The 18,018-nt window shown below is 41.2% G+C and carries 17 protein-coding genes; 11 read left to right on the top strand and 6 right to left on the bottom strand.

The window, feature by feature from the left end:
• Positions 1 to 15 precede the first annotated feature (15 nt).
• Positions 16 to 576, bottom strand: coding sequence for an AraC family transcriptional regulator (locus tag DIZ80_12735; GenBank protein RDH83116.1), 561 nt, complete (start codon positions 574 to 576; stop codon positions 16 to 18).
• Between the two features lie 390 nt (positions 577 to 966).
• Here DIZ80_12735 and DIZ80_12730 point away from each other — a divergent pair, with 390 nt between their 5' ends.
• The 10 genes from DIZ80_12730 (at position 967) to DIZ80_12685 (ending at position 13,995) form a co-directional block, all read left to right on the top strand.
• Complete coding sequence (locus tag DIZ80_12730) at positions 967 to 2,256, top strand: hypothetical protein (protein ID RDH83115.1); 1,290 nt, start codon at positions 967 to 969, stop codon at positions 2,254 to 2,256.
• Positions 2,257 to 2,326: 70 nt separating this feature from the next.
• Positions 2,327 to 4,984: an ATPase gene (locus tag DIZ80_12725; protein RDH83114.1), complete on the top strand. Its 2,658-nt coding sequence runs from the start codon at positions 2,327 to 2,329 to the stop codon at positions 4,982 to 4,984.
• 35 nt (positions 4,985 to 5,019) lie between these two features.
• A complete protein-coding gene (locus DIZ80_12720) occupies positions 5,020 to 6,681 on the top strand; it encodes a general secretion pathway protein GspF (protein ID RDH83113.1) in 1,662 nt (553 codons plus the stop codon).
• A 28-nt stretch (positions 6,682 to 6,709) separates the two neighbouring features.
• Positions 6,710 to 7,702, top strand: coding sequence for a thiamine biosynthesis protein ApbE (locus DIZ80_12715; protein ID RDH83112.1), 993 nt, complete (start codon positions 6,710 to 6,712; stop codon positions 7,700 to 7,702).
• 58 nt (positions 7,703 to 7,760) lie between these two features.
• Positions 7,761 to 10,625: a hypothetical protein gene (locus DIZ80_12710; GenBank protein ID RDH83111.1), complete on the top strand. Its 2,865-nt coding sequence runs from the start codon at positions 7,761 to 7,763 to the stop codon at positions 10,623 to 10,625.
• A gap of 63 nt (positions 10,626 to 10,688) precedes the next feature.
• On the top strand, positions 10,689 to 11,438 hold the full coding sequence (locus DIZ80_12705; protein RDH83110.1) for a hypothetical protein: 750 nt from the start codon (positions 10,689 to 10,691) through the stop codon (positions 11,436 to 11,438).
• Positions 11,408 to 12,067: an outer membrane beta-barrel domain-containing protein gene (locus tag DIZ80_12700; GenBank protein ID RDH83109.1), complete on the top strand. Its 660-nt coding sequence runs from the start codon at positions 11,408 to 11,410 to the stop codon at positions 12,065 to 12,067. The genes DIZ80_12705 and DIZ80_12700 overlap by 31 nt, the downstream gene beginning before the upstream one ends.
• A 3-nt stretch (positions 12,068 to 12,070) precedes the next feature.
• Positions 12,071 to 12,628, top strand: a complete 558-nt coding sequence (locus DIZ80_12695) for a TlpA family protein disulfide reductase (GenBank protein RDH83108.1) — start codon at positions 12,071 to 12,073, stop codon at positions 12,626 to 12,628.
• Complete coding sequence (locus DIZ80_12690) at positions 12,621 to 12,851, top strand: hypothetical protein (protein ID RDH83107.1); 231 nt, start codon at positions 12,621 to 12,623, stop codon at positions 12,849 to 12,851. Before DIZ80_12695 ends, DIZ80_12690 begins: the two co-directional genes overlap by 8 nt.
• 43 nt (positions 12,852 to 12,894) lie before the next feature.
• On the top strand, positions 12,895 to 13,995 hold the full coding sequence (locus DIZ80_12685) for a hypothetical protein (GenBank protein ID RDH83175.1): 1,101 nt from the start codon (positions 12,895 to 12,897) through the stop codon (positions 13,993 to 13,995).
• Positions 13,996 to 14,114: 119 nt separating this feature from the next.
• Here DIZ80_12685 and DIZ80_12680 read toward each other — a convergent pair whose 3' ends face one another.
• The 4 genes from DIZ80_12680 to DIZ80_12665 form a co-directional block, all read right to left on the bottom strand.
• Positions 14,115 to 14,477, bottom strand: coding sequence for an iron-sulfur cluster insertion protein ErpA (locus DIZ80_12680; GenBank protein ID RDH83106.1), 363 nt, complete (start codon positions 14,475 to 14,477; stop codon positions 14,115 to 14,117).
• Positions 14,478 to 14,564: 87 nt separating this feature from the next.
• The gene (locus tag DIZ80_12675; protein RDH83105.1) at positions 14,565 to 15,002 is read right to left on the bottom strand and encodes a cell shape determination protein CcmA; all 438 of its coding nucleotides are present in this window, start codon (positions 15,000 to 15,002) and stop codon (positions 14,565 to 14,567) included.
• Complete coding sequence (locus DIZ80_12670) at positions 14,971 to 15,753, bottom strand: hypothetical protein (protein RDH83104.1); 783 nt, start codon at positions 15,751 to 15,753, stop codon at positions 14,971 to 14,973. The genes DIZ80_12675 and DIZ80_12670 overlap by 32 nt, the downstream gene beginning before the upstream one ends.
• 17 nt (positions 15,754 to 15,770) lie before the next feature.
• Positions 15,771 to 16,802 carry an N-acetyl-gamma-glutamyl-phosphate reductase gene (locus DIZ80_12665; GenBank protein RDH83103.1) on the bottom strand — a complete coding sequence of 344 codons (1,032 nt, stop codon included), beginning with the start codon at positions 16,800 to 16,802 and terminating at the stop codon, positions 15,771 to 15,773.
• A 235-nt stretch (positions 16,803 to 17,037) separates the two neighbouring features.
• Here DIZ80_12665 and hemJ point away from each other — a divergent pair, with 235 nt between their 5' ends.
• The gene (hemJ, locus tag DIZ80_12660; GenBank protein ID RDH83102.1) at positions 17,038 to 17,451 is read left to right on the top strand and encodes a protoporphyrinogen oxidase HemJ; all 414 of its coding nucleotides are present in this window, start codon (positions 17,038 to 17,040) and stop codon (positions 17,449 to 17,451) included.
• Positions 17,452 to 17,459: 8 nt separating this feature from the next.
• Here hemJ and DIZ80_12655 read toward each other — a convergent pair whose 3' ends face one another.
• Positions 17,460 to 17,945 carry an RNA pyrophosphohydrolase gene (locus tag DIZ80_12655; protein RDH83101.1) on the bottom strand — a complete coding sequence of 162 codons (486 nt, stop codon included), beginning with the start codon at positions 17,943 to 17,945 and terminating at the stop codon, positions 17,460 to 17,462.
• Positions 17,946 to 18,018: the final 73 nt, after the last annotated feature.

The following is an 18,018-nucleotide window of genomic DNA, read 5'->3' as shown; positions in this document are numbered from 1 at the left end:
GAGTTTTTTAAACGGCTATTCCCAGACCTTAACTTCAAAATCGGGCTGCTCTTTACTACTATTGCCAGTTATTTTTAATTCAATGTACTTCGCATAGTCTGACTTATTAATTTTCCTGGTTGTACCACGCTTATAATCTCGATCACTCGGCCCCTTACCAATAAAAAAGGCCGTTAACTCATGCTCACCCGAAGTCAGGTTGCCAATATACAAACGCTGTACTCCGCCTCTTTTTAATGCTTTTATTTCACGTTCAGTATATAAATAATTACTAACTATTTTATCGTCCAGTTTTAATTGTACTGAATCCAGCTTAAAGAATTCATCTGCATCCATAGATAAAAACACACTTACCTGAGTATTAGCTGAAAATAATAAGTCTTCCTCAAGAACAAATAAATCTCTGTTAAGCTCAATAACTTCAGTTTTTAAACTTTCAATATCCTGAACTACAACCTGAGGAGCCGCTGCCTCTTTGTCTTGAGCATTTATAGCCTGGCTAGACATAAGACTATAAAACATAAAAAGTGTAATTATTATTTTCAATTTAGAAACCTTAAAACTTAAAAAAACTATAGTTTATAACTTTAACAAAAAGCTACATCCAACAAACAAACTCTAATAATATTATCTACTTACGTAAATATAAAACTGGACCCTGATTACAAACATTACTTTAAGTTTAGATTTTATACCGTTTTTGTAAAAAAACGACATATATAATTTCAAGAACATGAGCCAGTTCACTAAATTTGTAAATATCTTTGTTTAGAATATTAATCATTGATCCTCATAAGGATTACAGCGCAACTATAAACATAAAAAATAAACAGCGCTCAAATGAACAGCCAAATGATAAAACCCTGAAATAAGTGCTTACTCCCCCCTTAAGTGGACACGATCTAAGCACGTATATTAGCTATTTAATAATAACTACAAGCGTACTGTTATGTGTAGGAGAAACGCGTGCCATTAAGCCAACAAAACCAGAGCAAGTCTATACTATCTTCATTGACATGTGCAGGACGTCTTTCAGTTGTAATCTCTTTATTAATAAGCAGTCTGGCTCAGGCTGGTGTTACCGAGCGAGATGAAGCGCGTCGCATACACGACCGTCTAACAGGGATCGCTCCAACAAATTCCGTTCTGACCACAATGGAAGGCCAAATACTTGCAGGGGATGCTGAAGCTGCTGCTTTTGAAGCCATGAAAAACCCGGCTTTCTATAACGTTACCTTAAAAAATTACGCCGCTCCCTGGACCAATGAAGCCCAGTCTGTATTTGTTCCGCTTAATGATTATACCGCTACAGTCATTGGGCTTATTCGTGATGATATCGATTTTAGACAGGTGCTTTCTGGTAATATCATTTATACAGGCGCGGGTGTTACTCCGTCGTATTCAAATGCCAATAACGACCACTACGAAGCGCTTGAGCAGCTTGGTCCAGTTTCAGGCGATTTATCTAATGGCGCTATATTACAACAGAGAGTTCAGTCAGATGTAACCGGTTTGCCTGCTAGCGCGACAGCCGGCGTGATGACTACACGAGCAGCTGCTGAAGCATTTTTCAAAGATGGCACTAATCGCGCCATGTTTCGTTTCACATTCATGAACCACTTATGCACCGACCTTGAACCACTCAAAGATGTTAGCCGTGTGCCCGATATGGTTCGTCAGGATGTTTCTCGCAGCCCTGGTGGTGATAGCCGAATCTATATGTTTAGCTGTGTAGGCTGTCATGCAGGTATGGACGGCCTGGGTGGCGCTTATGCAATGTATAATTTCAACACCGATACGCAGCAGATGGATTATGCTCGAACAGACGCGGCAGCTTTAGCCGACACTTCATTAAACGGCTTTGTTGCAGGCGGACTAAGCGCGAAGTACCACAATAACTCTGATAATTTTAAACCCGGCTTTATCGCCACTGATGACAAATGGGTCAACTACTGGCGCAATGGCCAGAACAAATTACTTGGCTGGAGTGAAACGCCTTCCGACCCAGGCATTGTAATTGACGCTCGTGGCCACGCATCTGGAAATGGCGCAAAATCTATGGGCTCAGAACTAGCCGATAGCAACGCATTTGCCAGCTGTCAGGTCAAGAAAGCTTTCCAGACAGTATGCCTGCGAAACTCTGATGATTACTCGGCCGACAGATCAATAGTAGACAGCATAACTGCTGACTTTAAAGGCGCTGACAACTATCAGATGAAGTCGGTATTTGCCAAAGTAGCGGCCTATTGTAAATAACCCCCCTCACTGCCATAAAAATTAATTAAATACAGTGAATAGTGATGAATAAATTTGGAGATATATCAGAATGAGAAATGAGCGGAATTATTCAGCACCATTTACTCTATTTTCACGTAATGCATTTTCATTACGGTCGTTTTTACGCTGCATCACTGTGATGTCAGCGCTAAGCGTTTTAGCGTCGTGTGGAGATAGCACTCAGGTAGAAACCAACTCAAATGGCGGTACAGGAAGTTCTGCACCAAAATACCTGGGCCCTGCCCCTCTTACTGATGAAGTCCAAACCTTCAAAACTGAATTCTGGGATAAATTATCTGCAAATGACCGCTGTGGGCAATGTCATACAACAGGTGGACAAGCCGCAGATTTTGCATTTGTAGACCTACTGGATATCAATACCGCTTTTGCTCAAGCCACCTCAACAAACAATCAGGGACAATTACTGGTTGATCGATCAGACCCAACAAACTCCAGAGTCATACTAAGAGTGAACGAAGGCCATAACTGCTGGGAAGGAAACCCTGATAGTGTTTGTGCTACGATTGTTGAAGGTTATATTAATAACTGGTTAAGCGGCACATCGGGCACTGGTGGACGAGGTATAGACCTGACAGCTCCACCTATTTTTGCCCCGGGCGAAAGCCGCAACTTCCCTGCTACAGCGGTAGATAACGATCCAAATAGCTTTGAAAAAACAGTCTACCCTGTATTAACAGATAACTGTGCAGAGTGTCACTCAGATACCTCTGAAACACCCCAGTCTCCTTTCTTTTCTAGCGCAGATGTAGATGCAGCCTATGCAGCAGCAAAATCCAAAATTGACCTGGATACCCCTGTAAACTCACGATTTGTGACCCGAATAGTAGAGCTACATAACTGCTGGACAGCAGTTTGCCAGAATGATGCGGATGAAATGCAAGCTGCGATCGAAGCATTTGCCGGCGCAATTCCGCTTACTCAACTTGACCCTGCGCTCGTTACCAGTAAAGCAATGACGTTAATTAATGCAACGCTTGCCAGTGGTGGCAACCGTTACGAGAATGATCAAATTGCTCTCTGGGAATTCAAAACAGGTGAAGGCAATGAAGCCTTTGATACATCTGGTGTTGAGCCCGCTATGAAATTAACATTCAATGGACCGGTCAGCTGGGTTCTAGGGTATGGACTTGATTTCTCAGGTGGCGGCAAAGCTCAGGCATCTACTGAAACCAGTAAAAAACTAACTGATCTGATTGGTTTGAATAATGAATATAGTATCGAAGCATGGGTAATTCCTGGAAACGTAACTCAGGAAGATGCTCGTATAATTAGTTATTCTGCAGGTGATACAGCACGTAACTTCTCAATGAGCCAGACGCTTTATAATTATGAGTTCTTAAATCGCTCAAGTAACACCGATGCAGAAGGCAGAGAGTCACTATTAACTAATGACGACGATGAAGATTTACAGTCAGCGTTACAACATGTGGTTATCACTTTCGATCCAGTTAATGGACGTCGCATGTATGTTAATGGCGTATTCACCGATGATGTTGACTCAACCGATTCACAGGGCGGCACTTTAATTGACTGGAATGATACTTATGCTTTTGTACTGGGTAACGAAGTTAGTGGTGACGCTAATGCCTGGAGCGGAAAATTAAGACTGGTTGCAGTACACAACCGTGCACTTAATCAGGATCAAATAACACAAAACTTTAATATTGGTGTCGGCCAGAAATACTTCATGCTGTTTTCAGTTGATGAGTTACTGGGTCTGACAGATAGCTACGTAATGTTTAAAGTTGAACAGTTTGATAACACCGCTTACCTGTTCGAAGAACCGGTATTTATTAGCCTGGATGATACCTATACACCGGCAGCTAATATTCCTCTTGAAGGATTACGCATTGGTGTAAACGGAAGAGAGGCTGTTTCCGGACAGATGTTTGGTCATCTTGATGTTGATATCAATGCCACTGACTACACCGTTGATGGTCAGGCACTGTCAAGACTGGGTACAGTTATTGCCGTTGAAAAAGGCCCTGAGTCAGATGAGTTCTTCCTGACATTTGAGCGTTTTGGCAGCAATACAAACACGCGTGTTGAAGTTGAGCCAACACCTCCAGCAGCAGCACCTGATGCTGCACTTGTATCTGAAATAGGCGTGAGAACATTTGATGAAATCAATACCAACATGTCATTTGTAACGGGCATTCCCGTAGCAAACCCGACTGTTACAGCAACATTCTCATCTTATAAACAACAGTTACCTGCCGTTGAAAATATCAAAGCGTTTCTGGCATCACATCAAATGGGTGTTGCCCAACTAGCGATGAGTTACTGCAATGAGCTGGTTAGTATAGATAAAGCACTACCTGTAAATGATGCCAACCGTATTTTTAAAGGTTTTGATTTTACGCAGACAGCTTTAAATGCTTTTACACCAACGTCTAAAAACCAGCTGATTGAACCATTGCTTGTTCGCCTGATGAATCTTGATCTGGTCACACCTGCAAATAATCTGGCGACTCAACCGACAGATGCAGAAATTAAAGACCTGCTTGGCTCAACAGCAACGCAAGACCTTCAGGACAAACTAGCTGACGCAAGCGATGATTATCAAAGCCTGATTACCACCATGACACAATGCGCTGGAGCCTGTGACACGATTGGACGTACCGAAGAAATCGTAATCGCAACCTGCGCCGCTACATTAGGTAGTGCACTGGTGATTTTACAATAACGCATGATCCGAATGAATTTTAAGAGGTTTATATAATGAGTAAAAAAAGCAAACCATTGGGAGTTAATGACCCACTTCGTCATGCGGATCACCCCAGACCAACAACTCGTCGTGACTTCCTTAAACAGGGATTCATAACTGGTACTGGTTCGGTATTAACAGGTGGCGCATTCGGATTATTTTCAAACCCCAGATCTGCATATGCAGCAGTATCCTCTGACCTTGATGCCCTTGCAACAGATATTGGCTGCAGCCTTGGCGGCGTTGCTGATGGTACTGCTAAAATACCTTTTATTTGTTTTGATCTAGCTGGTGGTGCAAACTTCGCCAGCTCTAATGTGCTCGTTGGTCAGGCCCTTGGCCAGGACGACCTTCTCACAACCGCGGGTTATAGCAAAATGGGCTTACCCGGAGATATTATTCCCGGATTAAGCGATACTGTTCTTGCCTCTACCATGCTAAACCTCAGTACTAATAGCGACTTTACAAACAACCAGCTCGGTCTAAAGTTTCATTCAGATAGCGCCATGTTATTTGGTATTTTAGAAAAATTTACTTCCATTGCACCCGGTGGAACATCTGTAGGCAAAGTAGATGGTACCGTTATTCCAGCACGCTCTGGAAACGACACCAGTAACAATACTCATAACCCTTTATATGGTATTGCTCAAGCAGGCGCAAATGGTGGGGTTGTAAAACTAATTGGGTCACGTAATACAGAATCCGGAGGTAACTCAATGGCCCCTCCTGGATTAATCGACCCTGAAATTCGTCCAACCAAAGTTGATCGACCAAGCGATGTTACTGGCATGGTCGATGTTGGAGACCTTACTGCCATACTTGATTCAAAAGAAGACGTGACAGCAGTTATGGAGTCAATGGCTCGTATAACACATAAGAAACTCAAACTATCTTCAGTTGCACCAAACATATCTCCATCACAAGATGAAATAGTTAAAGATCTGGTTCAATGTGGTTATTTAAAAGCAGCCGACATAGCTGAACGCTTCGCAGGTGTAGATGTTGACCCTTCAACTGATGTCGATATTGTAAGTGATGCCGGTGGCATTTTCGGTGTTAATGAATTTGATAACGAAGGTGAATTTAGAAAAACCGCCTCTGTTATGAAAATGGTAATTGATGGACATGCAGGTGCTGGCAGCATCACAATGGGCGGATACGACTACCACACCGGTGACCGTATTGTTGGTGAGAATAGAGATTTACGTGCAGGCCGCTGCATTGGTGCGTGCCTTGAATATGCAGCCATTAGAAACCAACCCTTAATGATTTATGTTTTCAGTGACGGTTCAGTAGCCAGTAACGGTACATTAGACAATAGCGCTGCAGGTGCGCCAGACTCAAGCGGCATAAAACTGGGTGGCCGTGGCAAAGGCGTATGGACCGGCGACAACTCATCTACCGCGTGCTCTTTCTTTCTGGTATTTAATCCAAATGGAAATATCAGTGTATTTAATAGCGGTATGCCGGACCACCGACAAATTGGACGATTTTCTTCTAATGGTTCGGTTGTAACATCAGCAACACCTGCTGCTAATAATGTGAATTTATTAGTTAATACCGTACTTGCTAACTATATGTCATTGAACGGTGATTTAAATCAGTTTGCCAGCACATTTACTAACCATGGTCTTGGCTCATATGAAAGTTATGTTTCGTTCGGACCTCTTACTTAACGTTATATGGTTTTAAAATGAGTACCGCATGACCAGTAAAAAAACTGCACAACAAATTTCTTTCTTAATCGGATTATTTTTTGTGTGCAGCAGTGCCAGTGCCGAATGGTTTTCTTATAAACAAGCCATTATGGGTACACCCATTTTAGTTGAAATGTTTGCAGAAAATACTCAACAGGCTAAACAATGCAGTGACCGGGTTTTTGAAGAAATGCACCGTATTGATAATTTAATGAGCCCGTACATTGAAAAAAGCGAACTTGCTCTGGTTAATCGTAATGCTGCCAGAGAAGCAGTAAATATTGGCAGAGAACTTTTTGAACTGATTCAACAATCAATCAAATTTTCTCAACTTTCAAATGGTGCTTTTGATATTACATTTGCAAGTGTTGGACACCTTTATGATTATCGCATGAAGTTACACCCAACCGACAAACAAATTAAAAAACAGCTTAAAGCAATAAATTATAAAAATATAAAACTGGATGAAACACAAACAAGTATTTCATTTAGCCATAAGAACACCAAAATAGATCTTGGTGGCATCGCAAAAGGTTATGCGGTTGATAATGGAATAAAAATTTTACAAACCTGCGGCATACAAAATGCGCTGGTGAGTGCAGGGGGCGACTCTCGAATTATGGGCGACAAAAAAGGTCGACCATGGGTAATGGGTATTCGGCACCCAAGAGATAAAAACAAAGTAGTTGTGAGCATTCCTTTAAGTGATTCTGCCATTTCTACTTCAGGTGATTATGAACGTTATTTTATAGAAGACGAGACACGTTATCACCACATTATTAAACCCACTACGGGTCAGTCCGCAGAGAAGACATGGAGCGTAAGTGTATTGGCAAGTGATGCCGTTACCAGTGACGCCTTATCTACAACGCTGTTTGTAATGGGAACGGAAAAAGCCCTTGAGCTAATCAACACACTCGATGACATTGAAGCGATTGTGATAGATTCAAAAGGAAAAATGTTTTATTCAAGCGGATTAATGCCTCCCGAGATGCATTAATAGTCGCTTTAAAATTGTAATAATTCAGCTCAAAGCTGTATTTTTCAGGTTAGATGTTATGCGTAACAATTTTTTAAAATTCGTTTCAACCAGTTATGAAAACTGGCTTTCACAATTTTTTCTGCTGCTTTTTGCTGTTGCAGGCACGGTTTTACTTACATCCTGTGGCGGCTCAGAAACGGGTGCAGATCCAGGCATTGAAGATTTTCCTATTGCGTATGTTAAACGCGCTATTCTTGTTGATGATGACGGAATTATTATTCAACCCGACATTCGCGAGCCACTGGAGTCTACGCCGGGTGGAGATATATTTCTTAAGTCAGGCGCAACAATTAGCTCACCTGCAGTTAATATTACCGCTGCTATTACTAATGGTAATGGCGATGTAAAAGACCTTGATGTTTCAAGTGATGGGAAAATACTTGTATTTTCTCTTTTAACTGAAGACCCTGATCCGAATGATAATACCGACAACCCTAAATGGGATATTTATACATACAACCGTGAAACGAATGAACTTAATCGAGTTATTATCTCCGATATCATTGCAGAGGAAGGTGATGATGTAGCACCTTATTTTTTACCTAACAACAATAAAATTGTTTTCTCTTCTAATAGACAAAAAAAATCACGCGCGATTTTACTTGATGAAGATCTGAGTAAACCTCAATTTTCATCACTTGATGAAGACAGTAGAAGCAAAGCTCTGGTATTACATGTCATGGATATAGATGGCACTAATATTGAACAAATTTCATTTAATCAGAGCCATGATCTCGACCCTGTTGTACTCAGTAATGGCCGCATTTTATTTAGTCGATGGGATAATGCAAACACTAACAATGCTATAAGTTTATATACTATTCTACAGGATGGCTCTGACCTTCAGCCTTACTATGGCACCCACGATGAAAGCCACGACATTCCCAATGTAGACAATAACAACCTGCAGTTTATACAACCCAGAGAACTACCTGATGGTCGTATAATGGCACTTCAAATCCCTTTTACTGATACATTTGCTGGTGGAGAAATTATCACCATTGATGGTGAAAACTTTATAGACATTAATCAGCCAACAACTGCTAATCAGGGGGGGGCAATTACATCCGCAGTAGAAAAAGTAACCAATACAAGCCTTACATTTGATGACACAATTGCATTTGATGGACGTTACTCTTCTTTCTACCCTTTAAATGATGGCACAAGCCGCATACTTGTCAGTAAAGGTTTATGTCAGATTGAAGTTGACATGGGCACAGACCCAATGGTCCCCGAACTAGAAACTTTTTTATGTGTTGATACAGACGCCGAGCCCTTTATTACAGACGGTACCGCCGTTGAAACTTATCCATCTTATGGAATATGGCTATTCGATGGCAGCAGCCAGACAGAAAAGCCAATTGAAGTTGGCGAGGTCGGTATGTTCCTGAATGATGCTGTTGTCATGCGACCATATAATCGAGCTACTGTTAATTTAGGCAAACCTGAAGCAGAACTAGATACAACATTAATTAGTGAGAAAGTAGGACTGCTTTATATTCGTAGCGTTTACGACTTTGGCGACAGCAATTTTAATGGCTGCTTCCTTAACGTATGCACTGATGCAACGGTAACCGATGTTTTATCTCTGGGTGACCCTGCAATAGCAACGGCAGATCAACGTCCAGCTCGTTTTATACGTCTGGTTAAAGCCGTTGGCCTGCCAGACAGACGTGACCCTGACCTTGCAAACCCTCCGAACTTATCCGCTCGAGCTTTTGGTCGTGGCGGCCGAACATTCGGTATGAAAGAAATTATTGGCTATAGCCCAATTCAACCTGATGGTTCTGTACTGGTGAAAGTACCTGCTAATATCGCTTTTTACTTTGAGATTCTGGACAAAGATGCACGTCGAATCGGCTCACGCCATGAAAACTGGTTACAGGTAAATGCGGGCGATACTTCAACCTGCTCTGGCTGTCATGTTCACACGAATGGAGTTTTGCCCTTACCTCACGGAAGGTTAGATGCGGAAGCTGCCTCAATAAATACCGGTGCACCCTCTGATGGATATATTTACCCGAATACACAAAATCCTGTAACGATGAGTGATTACCTTGTGAACTTTGGTGATACGATGGCTGAAGCATTAAGTCGCGCACAACCAGAATCATCAAATCCAAGCATTAATATTGAATTTATTGATGTCTGGACTGACCCAACTATTCCAGCTCTTACTCCTGATGCTACATTTAACATTACTTATTCAGGTGTACCTACTGCTGAACTATCAAGCTTGACAACACCCGCTCCAAATACCGCTCCCTGTGAAACTCAGTGGAATGCCGCATGTCGCACCGTAATAAATTATCAGGAACACATACAACCTATCTGGGATGTTGATCGCTCAGATATAAATGGCATTAACCCTGACAACACCTGCACCAACTGCCATGCTACTGTAGATTCAGTGGGAGTGGTTATGGTACCTGCAGGGCAATTAGACTTAACTGCAACTGACCCTTCAGATGAAGAGGTGCAACACATAGAATCGTATCGTGAACTATTTTTCAACGATAATTTTCAGGACATAAGCGGCAATATCCTGATAGATGTGCTCATTACCCAACTAGCCTTTGATGACGATGGCAACCCCGTATTAGATGCTAATGGTGTACAACTTACGGAGCAGGTTCCCGATCCGGGTCGTGAACTATCACCTAGCATGAACGCGAATGGCGCTCGTGTCAGTTACTTTATAGAAAAGATGACACAAACAGAGCTTAATGCAGGCCGAGCATTACCATCACTATCTGATGCCGGTGTTGTGAATCATGCTAATATGCTTACACCTGCAGAATTGCGTTTAATTTCGGAATATCTGGATATAGGCGGCCAATACTTCAACAACCCATTTGACCCATTGGCTCCACAAAACTAGTTTATAATAAGAACCAAAATGAAAATATTCGGTAACCACTTTCAGGGCTATTAAGCGCGCACTATGTATATAAAATTGACTGTCATGCTGATAATTCAGCTGTTCAGTGTAAATGTTTACTCTGCCTCTGAACCATTGCAGCAAGTAAAAATTGCTGACCCATATATTGAAATGCATACCGGCCCGGGCGGTGGTTACCCTATATTTCATGTAATGGAAAAGGGAGCATTTATTGAAGTTATTAACCGTCGCGCCAACTGGTTTAAAATACGTAACCAGAAAAAATTAGTAGGCTGGGTGCATTACGATCAATTTTCCAGAACACTTTCTGCTAATGGCGATCCAATAAAGTTCGCCGAAATCACACATGAAGAATTTACCGAACGTGACTGGGAATGGGGTGTAATGGTTGGAGACTTTGGTAGCGCACCGTCGCTGAGTGCTTATGGCTCTTATTTATTTAATCCAAATTTCGCCACAGAAGCCAGTATCACACAATCTATTGGTGACATTTCCAGCAGTCTTTTATTCAAACTAAGTCTGGTTATGCAACCCTTTCCCGAGTGGAAGTATTCACCTTATTTTTTAATGGGCACCGGTATAATTGACGTCAAACCTTCATCGACAACAATACAACCGGTTGATCAGACTAATCAGTTTTCGAATATTAGTTTTGGCATAAAAACACATTTAACACAAAAAATTATCCTACGGTTAGAATACAGTCAATATACTGTTTTTTCTTCTACCAAAGATAATGATAACAACGAGGATATAGACGAATGGAAGGCAGGATTCGCAGTCTTCTTTTAGGCTGCTTTTACTTTTTGATCGCACTAACGAGTGCAAACATTAATGCATCAGAACTTGAGGTTGAACAGGTTACAAAACCTGTTATTCAGCCCGATATTGAGCGCCTGGAATTTCAGGAATCGAAAATCAATCCGGATAACTTTGAAGTTATCCTTTCTTTCGGCCTATTGAGCATTGAAGATTTCGGCACAAGCTCGGTCATTGGTGCCAAGTTTGCCTATCGTGTATCTGAGAACTTTTTTACAGATGTCGAATTTGGTTTCTCAAGCGCTGGTAAAACCAGTATTGAAGTATTGCTACCAAGCACCCCAATACTATCCAGCGATGAAAGAGATTTTACATATTATCTAGTCAATGTTGGCTACGATCTATTTCCTGGTGAATCTTTTGTTTCAGATAACACCACATTTAATACCGCTTTATATGTAATAGCAGGCGCAGGTAATACCGAATTTGCTGGCCGCGATAACTTCACATTTAGCTGGGGATTTGGATATCGTGTTGTCACCAATAATTACATGACTATTTATGCTGATGTTCGTGATCATACTTTCGAGATAGATCTTTTTGGTCAGGCTAAACGCACACATAATATGGAAATTTCTTTTGGTGCAGGATTTTATTTTTAGCTGATGACAAAACTAAATAACATGTCTTACTTACAGTCACGATTTCACTTAAAACAACTCGTCTTCTGTTTAATTATTTTAATCAGCAATATAACGCTGGCAGAAGAAGAAAAAACATCTGAAGAAACTGATGCATCAGGCAAGCAACTCGCCTGGAACTTCACTCTGAAAAGCCAGAGTGGTAAAAATATCAAACTTTCTGAATTACGTGGCAGAGTGATTGCACTAAACTTCTGGGATTCAAGGTGTGGCACCTGCATCCAGCAATTTCCAGTTATTAATACATATTATCAAAGTAACAAAAACAATGAGTTCACCCTGCTCTCTGTTAACATTGATGAAGATCTTCTAACTGCCACACGTTTTATAAAAAAGCGTAAGTTTGATTACCCTGTGTTATTAGATACATTCAATCAGGCGAGTCGCTTATATTCCGTATCGGATTTACCCACTTTATTTTTAATAGATAAAGACGGCTACTTACGTCACTCGCTTGATGACTCTCAAATAAAACAACAAAAAATAACTCAACAGGTTATAGAAGGTTTATTGAATGAATAAACCCACACAAAAAATATTAACCACCTTTGTGTTTTTACTACTAAGTGCATGCAGCAATATAGAACCCTGGGTAAAACCTTATGAAAAAGGTAACCTTGCAGACCCTATTATGCTATTCGACAGAGACCCGGTTTCCAGCTCATACTTAGGACACGTACACGACGCCCGTGAAGGTGCCAGAGGTGCAGCAACTGCAGCAGGTGGTGGTTGTGGCTGTAATTAATAACACACAAAACACAACATTTCTTTGTTACGTTTTATTAAGTCTGCTACTTGTAACTCGTTCACTGAGTGCAGCCACATTACCAGAAGAAAGAGCTGATGTGCTTTACCACAATTATACCGGTGGCGGCATTACCATTGATGGCCCATCCGTTTTAGTACGGAAAAACTTCGCAGATAAAGTATCAGTATCTGCAAATTATTATGCAGATAATATTTCAAGTGCGTCTATTGATGCCGTAACACAGGCCAGTGAATACACAGAAGCCAGAACACAAACATCGATTGGGGCTGATTATCTGGACGATAAATCTACTCTCAGTTACAGCTTCACAAAAAGTGTTGAAAAAGATTTTGATGCGGCCACCAATTCTTTTGGTGTCAGTCAGGAAATGTTTGGTAGCATGACTACGATCAGTTTATCTTATTCATTTGGTGATAATATAATAACCAAAACTGGAGATGACACATTTCTTGATTTTTCTGATTTCAAAGATTACCGCACATCATTATCACAGGTACTCACGAAAAATTTAATAATGACACTGGCATATGACATTATTACCGACGAAGGTTTTCTTAATAATCCGTATCGTTCAATACGATATCTTGATTCCAGCAATGTTGATGGTTATAGTTTTCAACTTGAAAAGTACCCGGAAACAAGAACATCTAATGCGGCCAGTGTTGCTTTACGTTACTACCTGCCATATAGAGCAGCCGTTTATGGAAGCTATCGCTACTTCACTGATACCTGGGGAATAAAAGCAGATACCTATGAAATTGGATATGTTCACCCATTAGAAGAAAACTGGACATTTGAAACCAGCTTCCGCTTTTATTCACAAACGCAGGCTAATTTTTATAGTGATTTATTTCCTTTCCAGGATCCACAGAATGTTTATGCAAGGGATAAAGAGCTCAGCACCTTCACTGATTATAATTTAGGTATGGGTGTTAAATATGAATTTGATGCAGGTGACTCATCCTTTTTTGAACGTGGGGAAGCAAATTTCTTTTACACTTTCATGTCATTTGATTATGACAATTTCAGAGATATCAGGGTAAAAAATGGTGCCGGTAATGAGCCTTTATATAGTTTTACAGCGGGCGTTATACGAATGTACGTATCTTTGTGGTTTTAAGATATATCCCAATATACATTTCTTAATTTGCAGACACGTTCGTCAGCTGAAGCTAACTCCTACAGACATAAAAAAAGAGACGCAATACGTCTCTTTTTTTATGTATAAATACTTTAAAACTATGCAGGTGAGAATGAAGAACCACAACCACAGGTTGTTTGTGCATTCGGGTTACGAATTACAAATTGTGAACCTTGCAAATCTTCTTTGTAATCAATTTCTGCACCAACCAGATACTGGAAGCTCATCGGATCAATTAATAGCGTAACACCATCATTCATTACTTCAGTATCACCGTCTTTAATTTCTTCATCGAAGGTAAAACCATACTGGAAGCCCGAACAACCACCGCCAGAAATAAATACGCGTAACTTTAGATTAGGGTTGCCTTCTTCTTCGATCAGGCCCTTCACTTTCGCCGCTGCCGCATCTGTAAAATCCAGTGGATCAGGCATCGCGTTATCAACTGTTTCAGCAGTCATTCAATCTCTCCAAAATACTATCAATCTATAATCAGCCAAATTCTGCATTACCTGACTAATTTAGTCAAGTTTTATGCTGCAGGCAATTTAACTGGCTGTAGGGCTAGGCTCGCTGTCTTCCTCATGCTTTTCATTGTTATCTGTTTGAAATTCAAGGAGTTTTTTATCATCCTTACAATGCACAAGGTTACCATTCACCTCTGCGCCCATTGCCATTTCCAACAAATTATAATAGACATTACCCTTCACCTGCCCATGGCGAGATAACTCTACACGCTCACTTGCATAAACGTCACCAGTTACCTGACCATTCAGCACGACATAAGGCACACGTACCTCACCTTCTATCTGCCCCTGATCACTCAGCACAAGCATTGAATGAGAATCTTCTTCAGCTATAACATTACCGACTATTTTACCGTCTACATGTAAACCACCGGAAAAGATCAGATCACCCTGTATCTCCATTGCTGTACCGATCAGGGTCTCTATCTTAGTTGATTTGTTTTTTTTCTTGCCCCACATGAGCTTCACTTCCTCCAGCAATTAGGTCATCCCAGGCATATTCTTTATTTAACCTGGGAACTTTCGCGCTCTTAGGCTGCGCTTTTATATGTAATGATAATGGCTCAGATCCTTCAGGAAATCTGATACCACCTTCAAAGTTTTGAAAATATTTAAATCCAAATTTCTGACGCTTAACTGCTTTTCCAATGGATACAGTTGGCAAGTCTAAACGCACCTCTGTACCGTCTGCTTTACGTACATTAAATGATAGCTCAACATAACCACGTTGCACGGTATCATGTCGTCCTACCTGAATTAATACGACCTTATAATTATACGCCCCATTTTCCCCAGCACTAAATACAACTTTATTAACCTGGATTTCGCGCTTGGATTTTCTTGGTGTGACCACATTATGATAGAAAGTTAGCTCTTCTTTCATTTTCAAAGCATCTTCTTCACATGCCGTAAGTGTTTCACGAACCTGACTACTAGCGTCTTTCTGAATATCACTTCCCCTTGATAAACGGGCATTTTCACGCAAAGCGTCCTCTTTCCTGGCCGTTTGCTCATTTAGTGATATTTGTAGAACCTCTATCTGCTGATCATAATCTGACTGATCAAAACCCGCCACACTTCTACCATATTGAAACGCACTCCAGACAACCATACAAATGATCAACACACCGGCTACTGCGGCTCCAAGCCACAAATGCGGATGATGAATCGAGATAAGGTGCTTACTATGTACAGGTGCTTTTTTCTTCATATTCTCTTAATACATTCTTAAGGCAGCAACGCAACCTGGCTAATACCCGTCTTTTCATCAAGACCAAACATTAAATTCATATTATGCACAGCCTGACCAGCTGCACCTTTCACCAGATTATCAATCACTGACGAAACTACAACCGTATCGCCACCCTGCGGGCGAAATACAGATATACGACACATATTAGAGCCTTTTACACTACGTGTTTCTGGCACAGATCCTAATGGCAACACATCTACAAATGGTTCGTCTTTGTAACGTTCAGCGTATATCTGATGCAAATCATCTACATCAGTTTTTAACACGCCATACAAAGTCGCCTCTATACCCCGAATCATTGGCATTAAATGAGGCACAAAGGTGAGCCCAACATCATGACCGGCGACACCACCCAGCACCTGACGTATTTCTGGCAAATGACGATGCCCGTCAACCCCGTATGCTTTTACACTTTCCGTTGCTTCACATAATAAAGTCGCAACACTGGCGCCACGCCCGGCACCACTTACACCCGATTTAGCATCGGCAATTAAGTGTGCATCATCAATTAGATTATTTTCTATCAGCGGGATATAACCCAGACTCACCGCCGTTGGATAGCAACCAGGATTGGCAATGATTCGAGCCTGTTTAATTGCCTCCCGATTCAACTCGGGCATACCGTATACGGCTTCTTCCAGAATATCAGGACAGGCGTGATCCATGCCATACCACTGTTTCCAGGTGGCAGTATCTTTTATACGAAAATCAGCGGCCAAATCAATCACTTTAGCACCCGCCTCCAGTAACTGCGGCACCATTTTCATTGCGGTACCATTTGGCGTCGCAAAAAAGACTACATCACACTTAGCAAGCGAATCAATATCTGGTTCTGAGAAATTTATATCTACATGGCCGCGCAGATTAGGGTACAGACTGGACACAGCCTGACCCGCTTCAGAGCGTGATGTAATCACCGATAATTCAACGTCTTTATGTGCAACTAACAAACGCAACAACTCAACGCCTGTGTAACCGGTACCACCGACTATGCCGGCTTTAATCATGGGACAACCTCAAATAGATAATAAAGTTCAAACTCGAATTAACAAGTTCAAACAAGTGATTGATATTTAGGCCGTAAGTATAGACTGAATTAAACTGACATAACACCGTTCAAGTTCAGTTATAAGTGCTTATTCTATTGCAGAAACAATCTTTGTGTTGCGATAACAGGCACGAAGCTTTGTCTACACACAAACACACGTTATCATGAGCCACTTTTTATAATTTGAGATCATTATGCTCTGGGTTAAAGCCTTTCATATCATTTTTATGGTCAGCTGGTTTGCCGGACTGTTTTATTTGCCTCGCCTGTTTGTTTACCATGCAATGACAGATGACGAAGCAGGCAGTGAACGCTTTAAAATCATGGAACGTAAACTCTATCGATTCATCACACCGTTTATGATTATTTCAGTTATTCTCGGGATATGGCTAATGATTGAATGGCAGCTATTCAATACAATCTGGATGAATATTAAGCTGGTATTAGTGGGCTTTTTGATCGCTTATCATTTTTACTGCGGACATCTGGTAAAGGTGTTTGCCAATGATGAAAGCAGACACAACCATATCTGGTATCGCTGGTTTAATGAATTTCCAGTGTTGATACTGACAGCAATTGTGATTCTGGTGGTCGTTAGACCATTTTAATCTCAGTTTCAGGTCGCTATCTGATCAAGCAATAATGGCTCAAGCTCAGTTAAAGCCCTCTTATAGACTTTACGCTTAAAAAATACAACTTCACTCATAGGGTGCCAGTAATCGACCCATGACCAGTTATCAAACTCGGGCCTGTCCATGGTACTCAAATTAAAATCATTCTCGGTACCGGTCAGCTTCAATATAAACCAGATCTGTTTCTGCCCGATACAAACCGGATGACTATTTTTCCTCACCATCCATTTGGGCAATCGATAACGTAACCACTTACTGGTTTTACCCACAACCTCTACATGCTCGGGACTTAAACCGGTTTCCTCAAATAATTCACGAAACATTGCCTGATCTGGCGATTCATTCTGATGAATGCCACCCTGTGGAAATTGCCATGCATTCTGACCATAACGGCGCGCCCAGAAGACCTTGCCTTCCGGGTTGCTTAATATGATGCCTACATTAGGCCGAAATCCGTCAGAATCAATCACTTACAACTACCTGTTTAAAAGTTACCTCTGATTCTTCCAAAAATCAGAGCTTTGCGCAATGTTTTAGTTACAA

It is taken from the genome of endosymbiont of Galathealinum brachiosum (assembly GCA_003349885.1).
Classification (GTDB): Bacteria; Pseudomonadota; Gammaproteobacteria; order SZUA-229; family SZUA-229; genus SZUA-229.
Note: the sequence above shows the minus strand (reverse complement) of the source record. Positions and strands in the feature narration are given on the sequence as shown.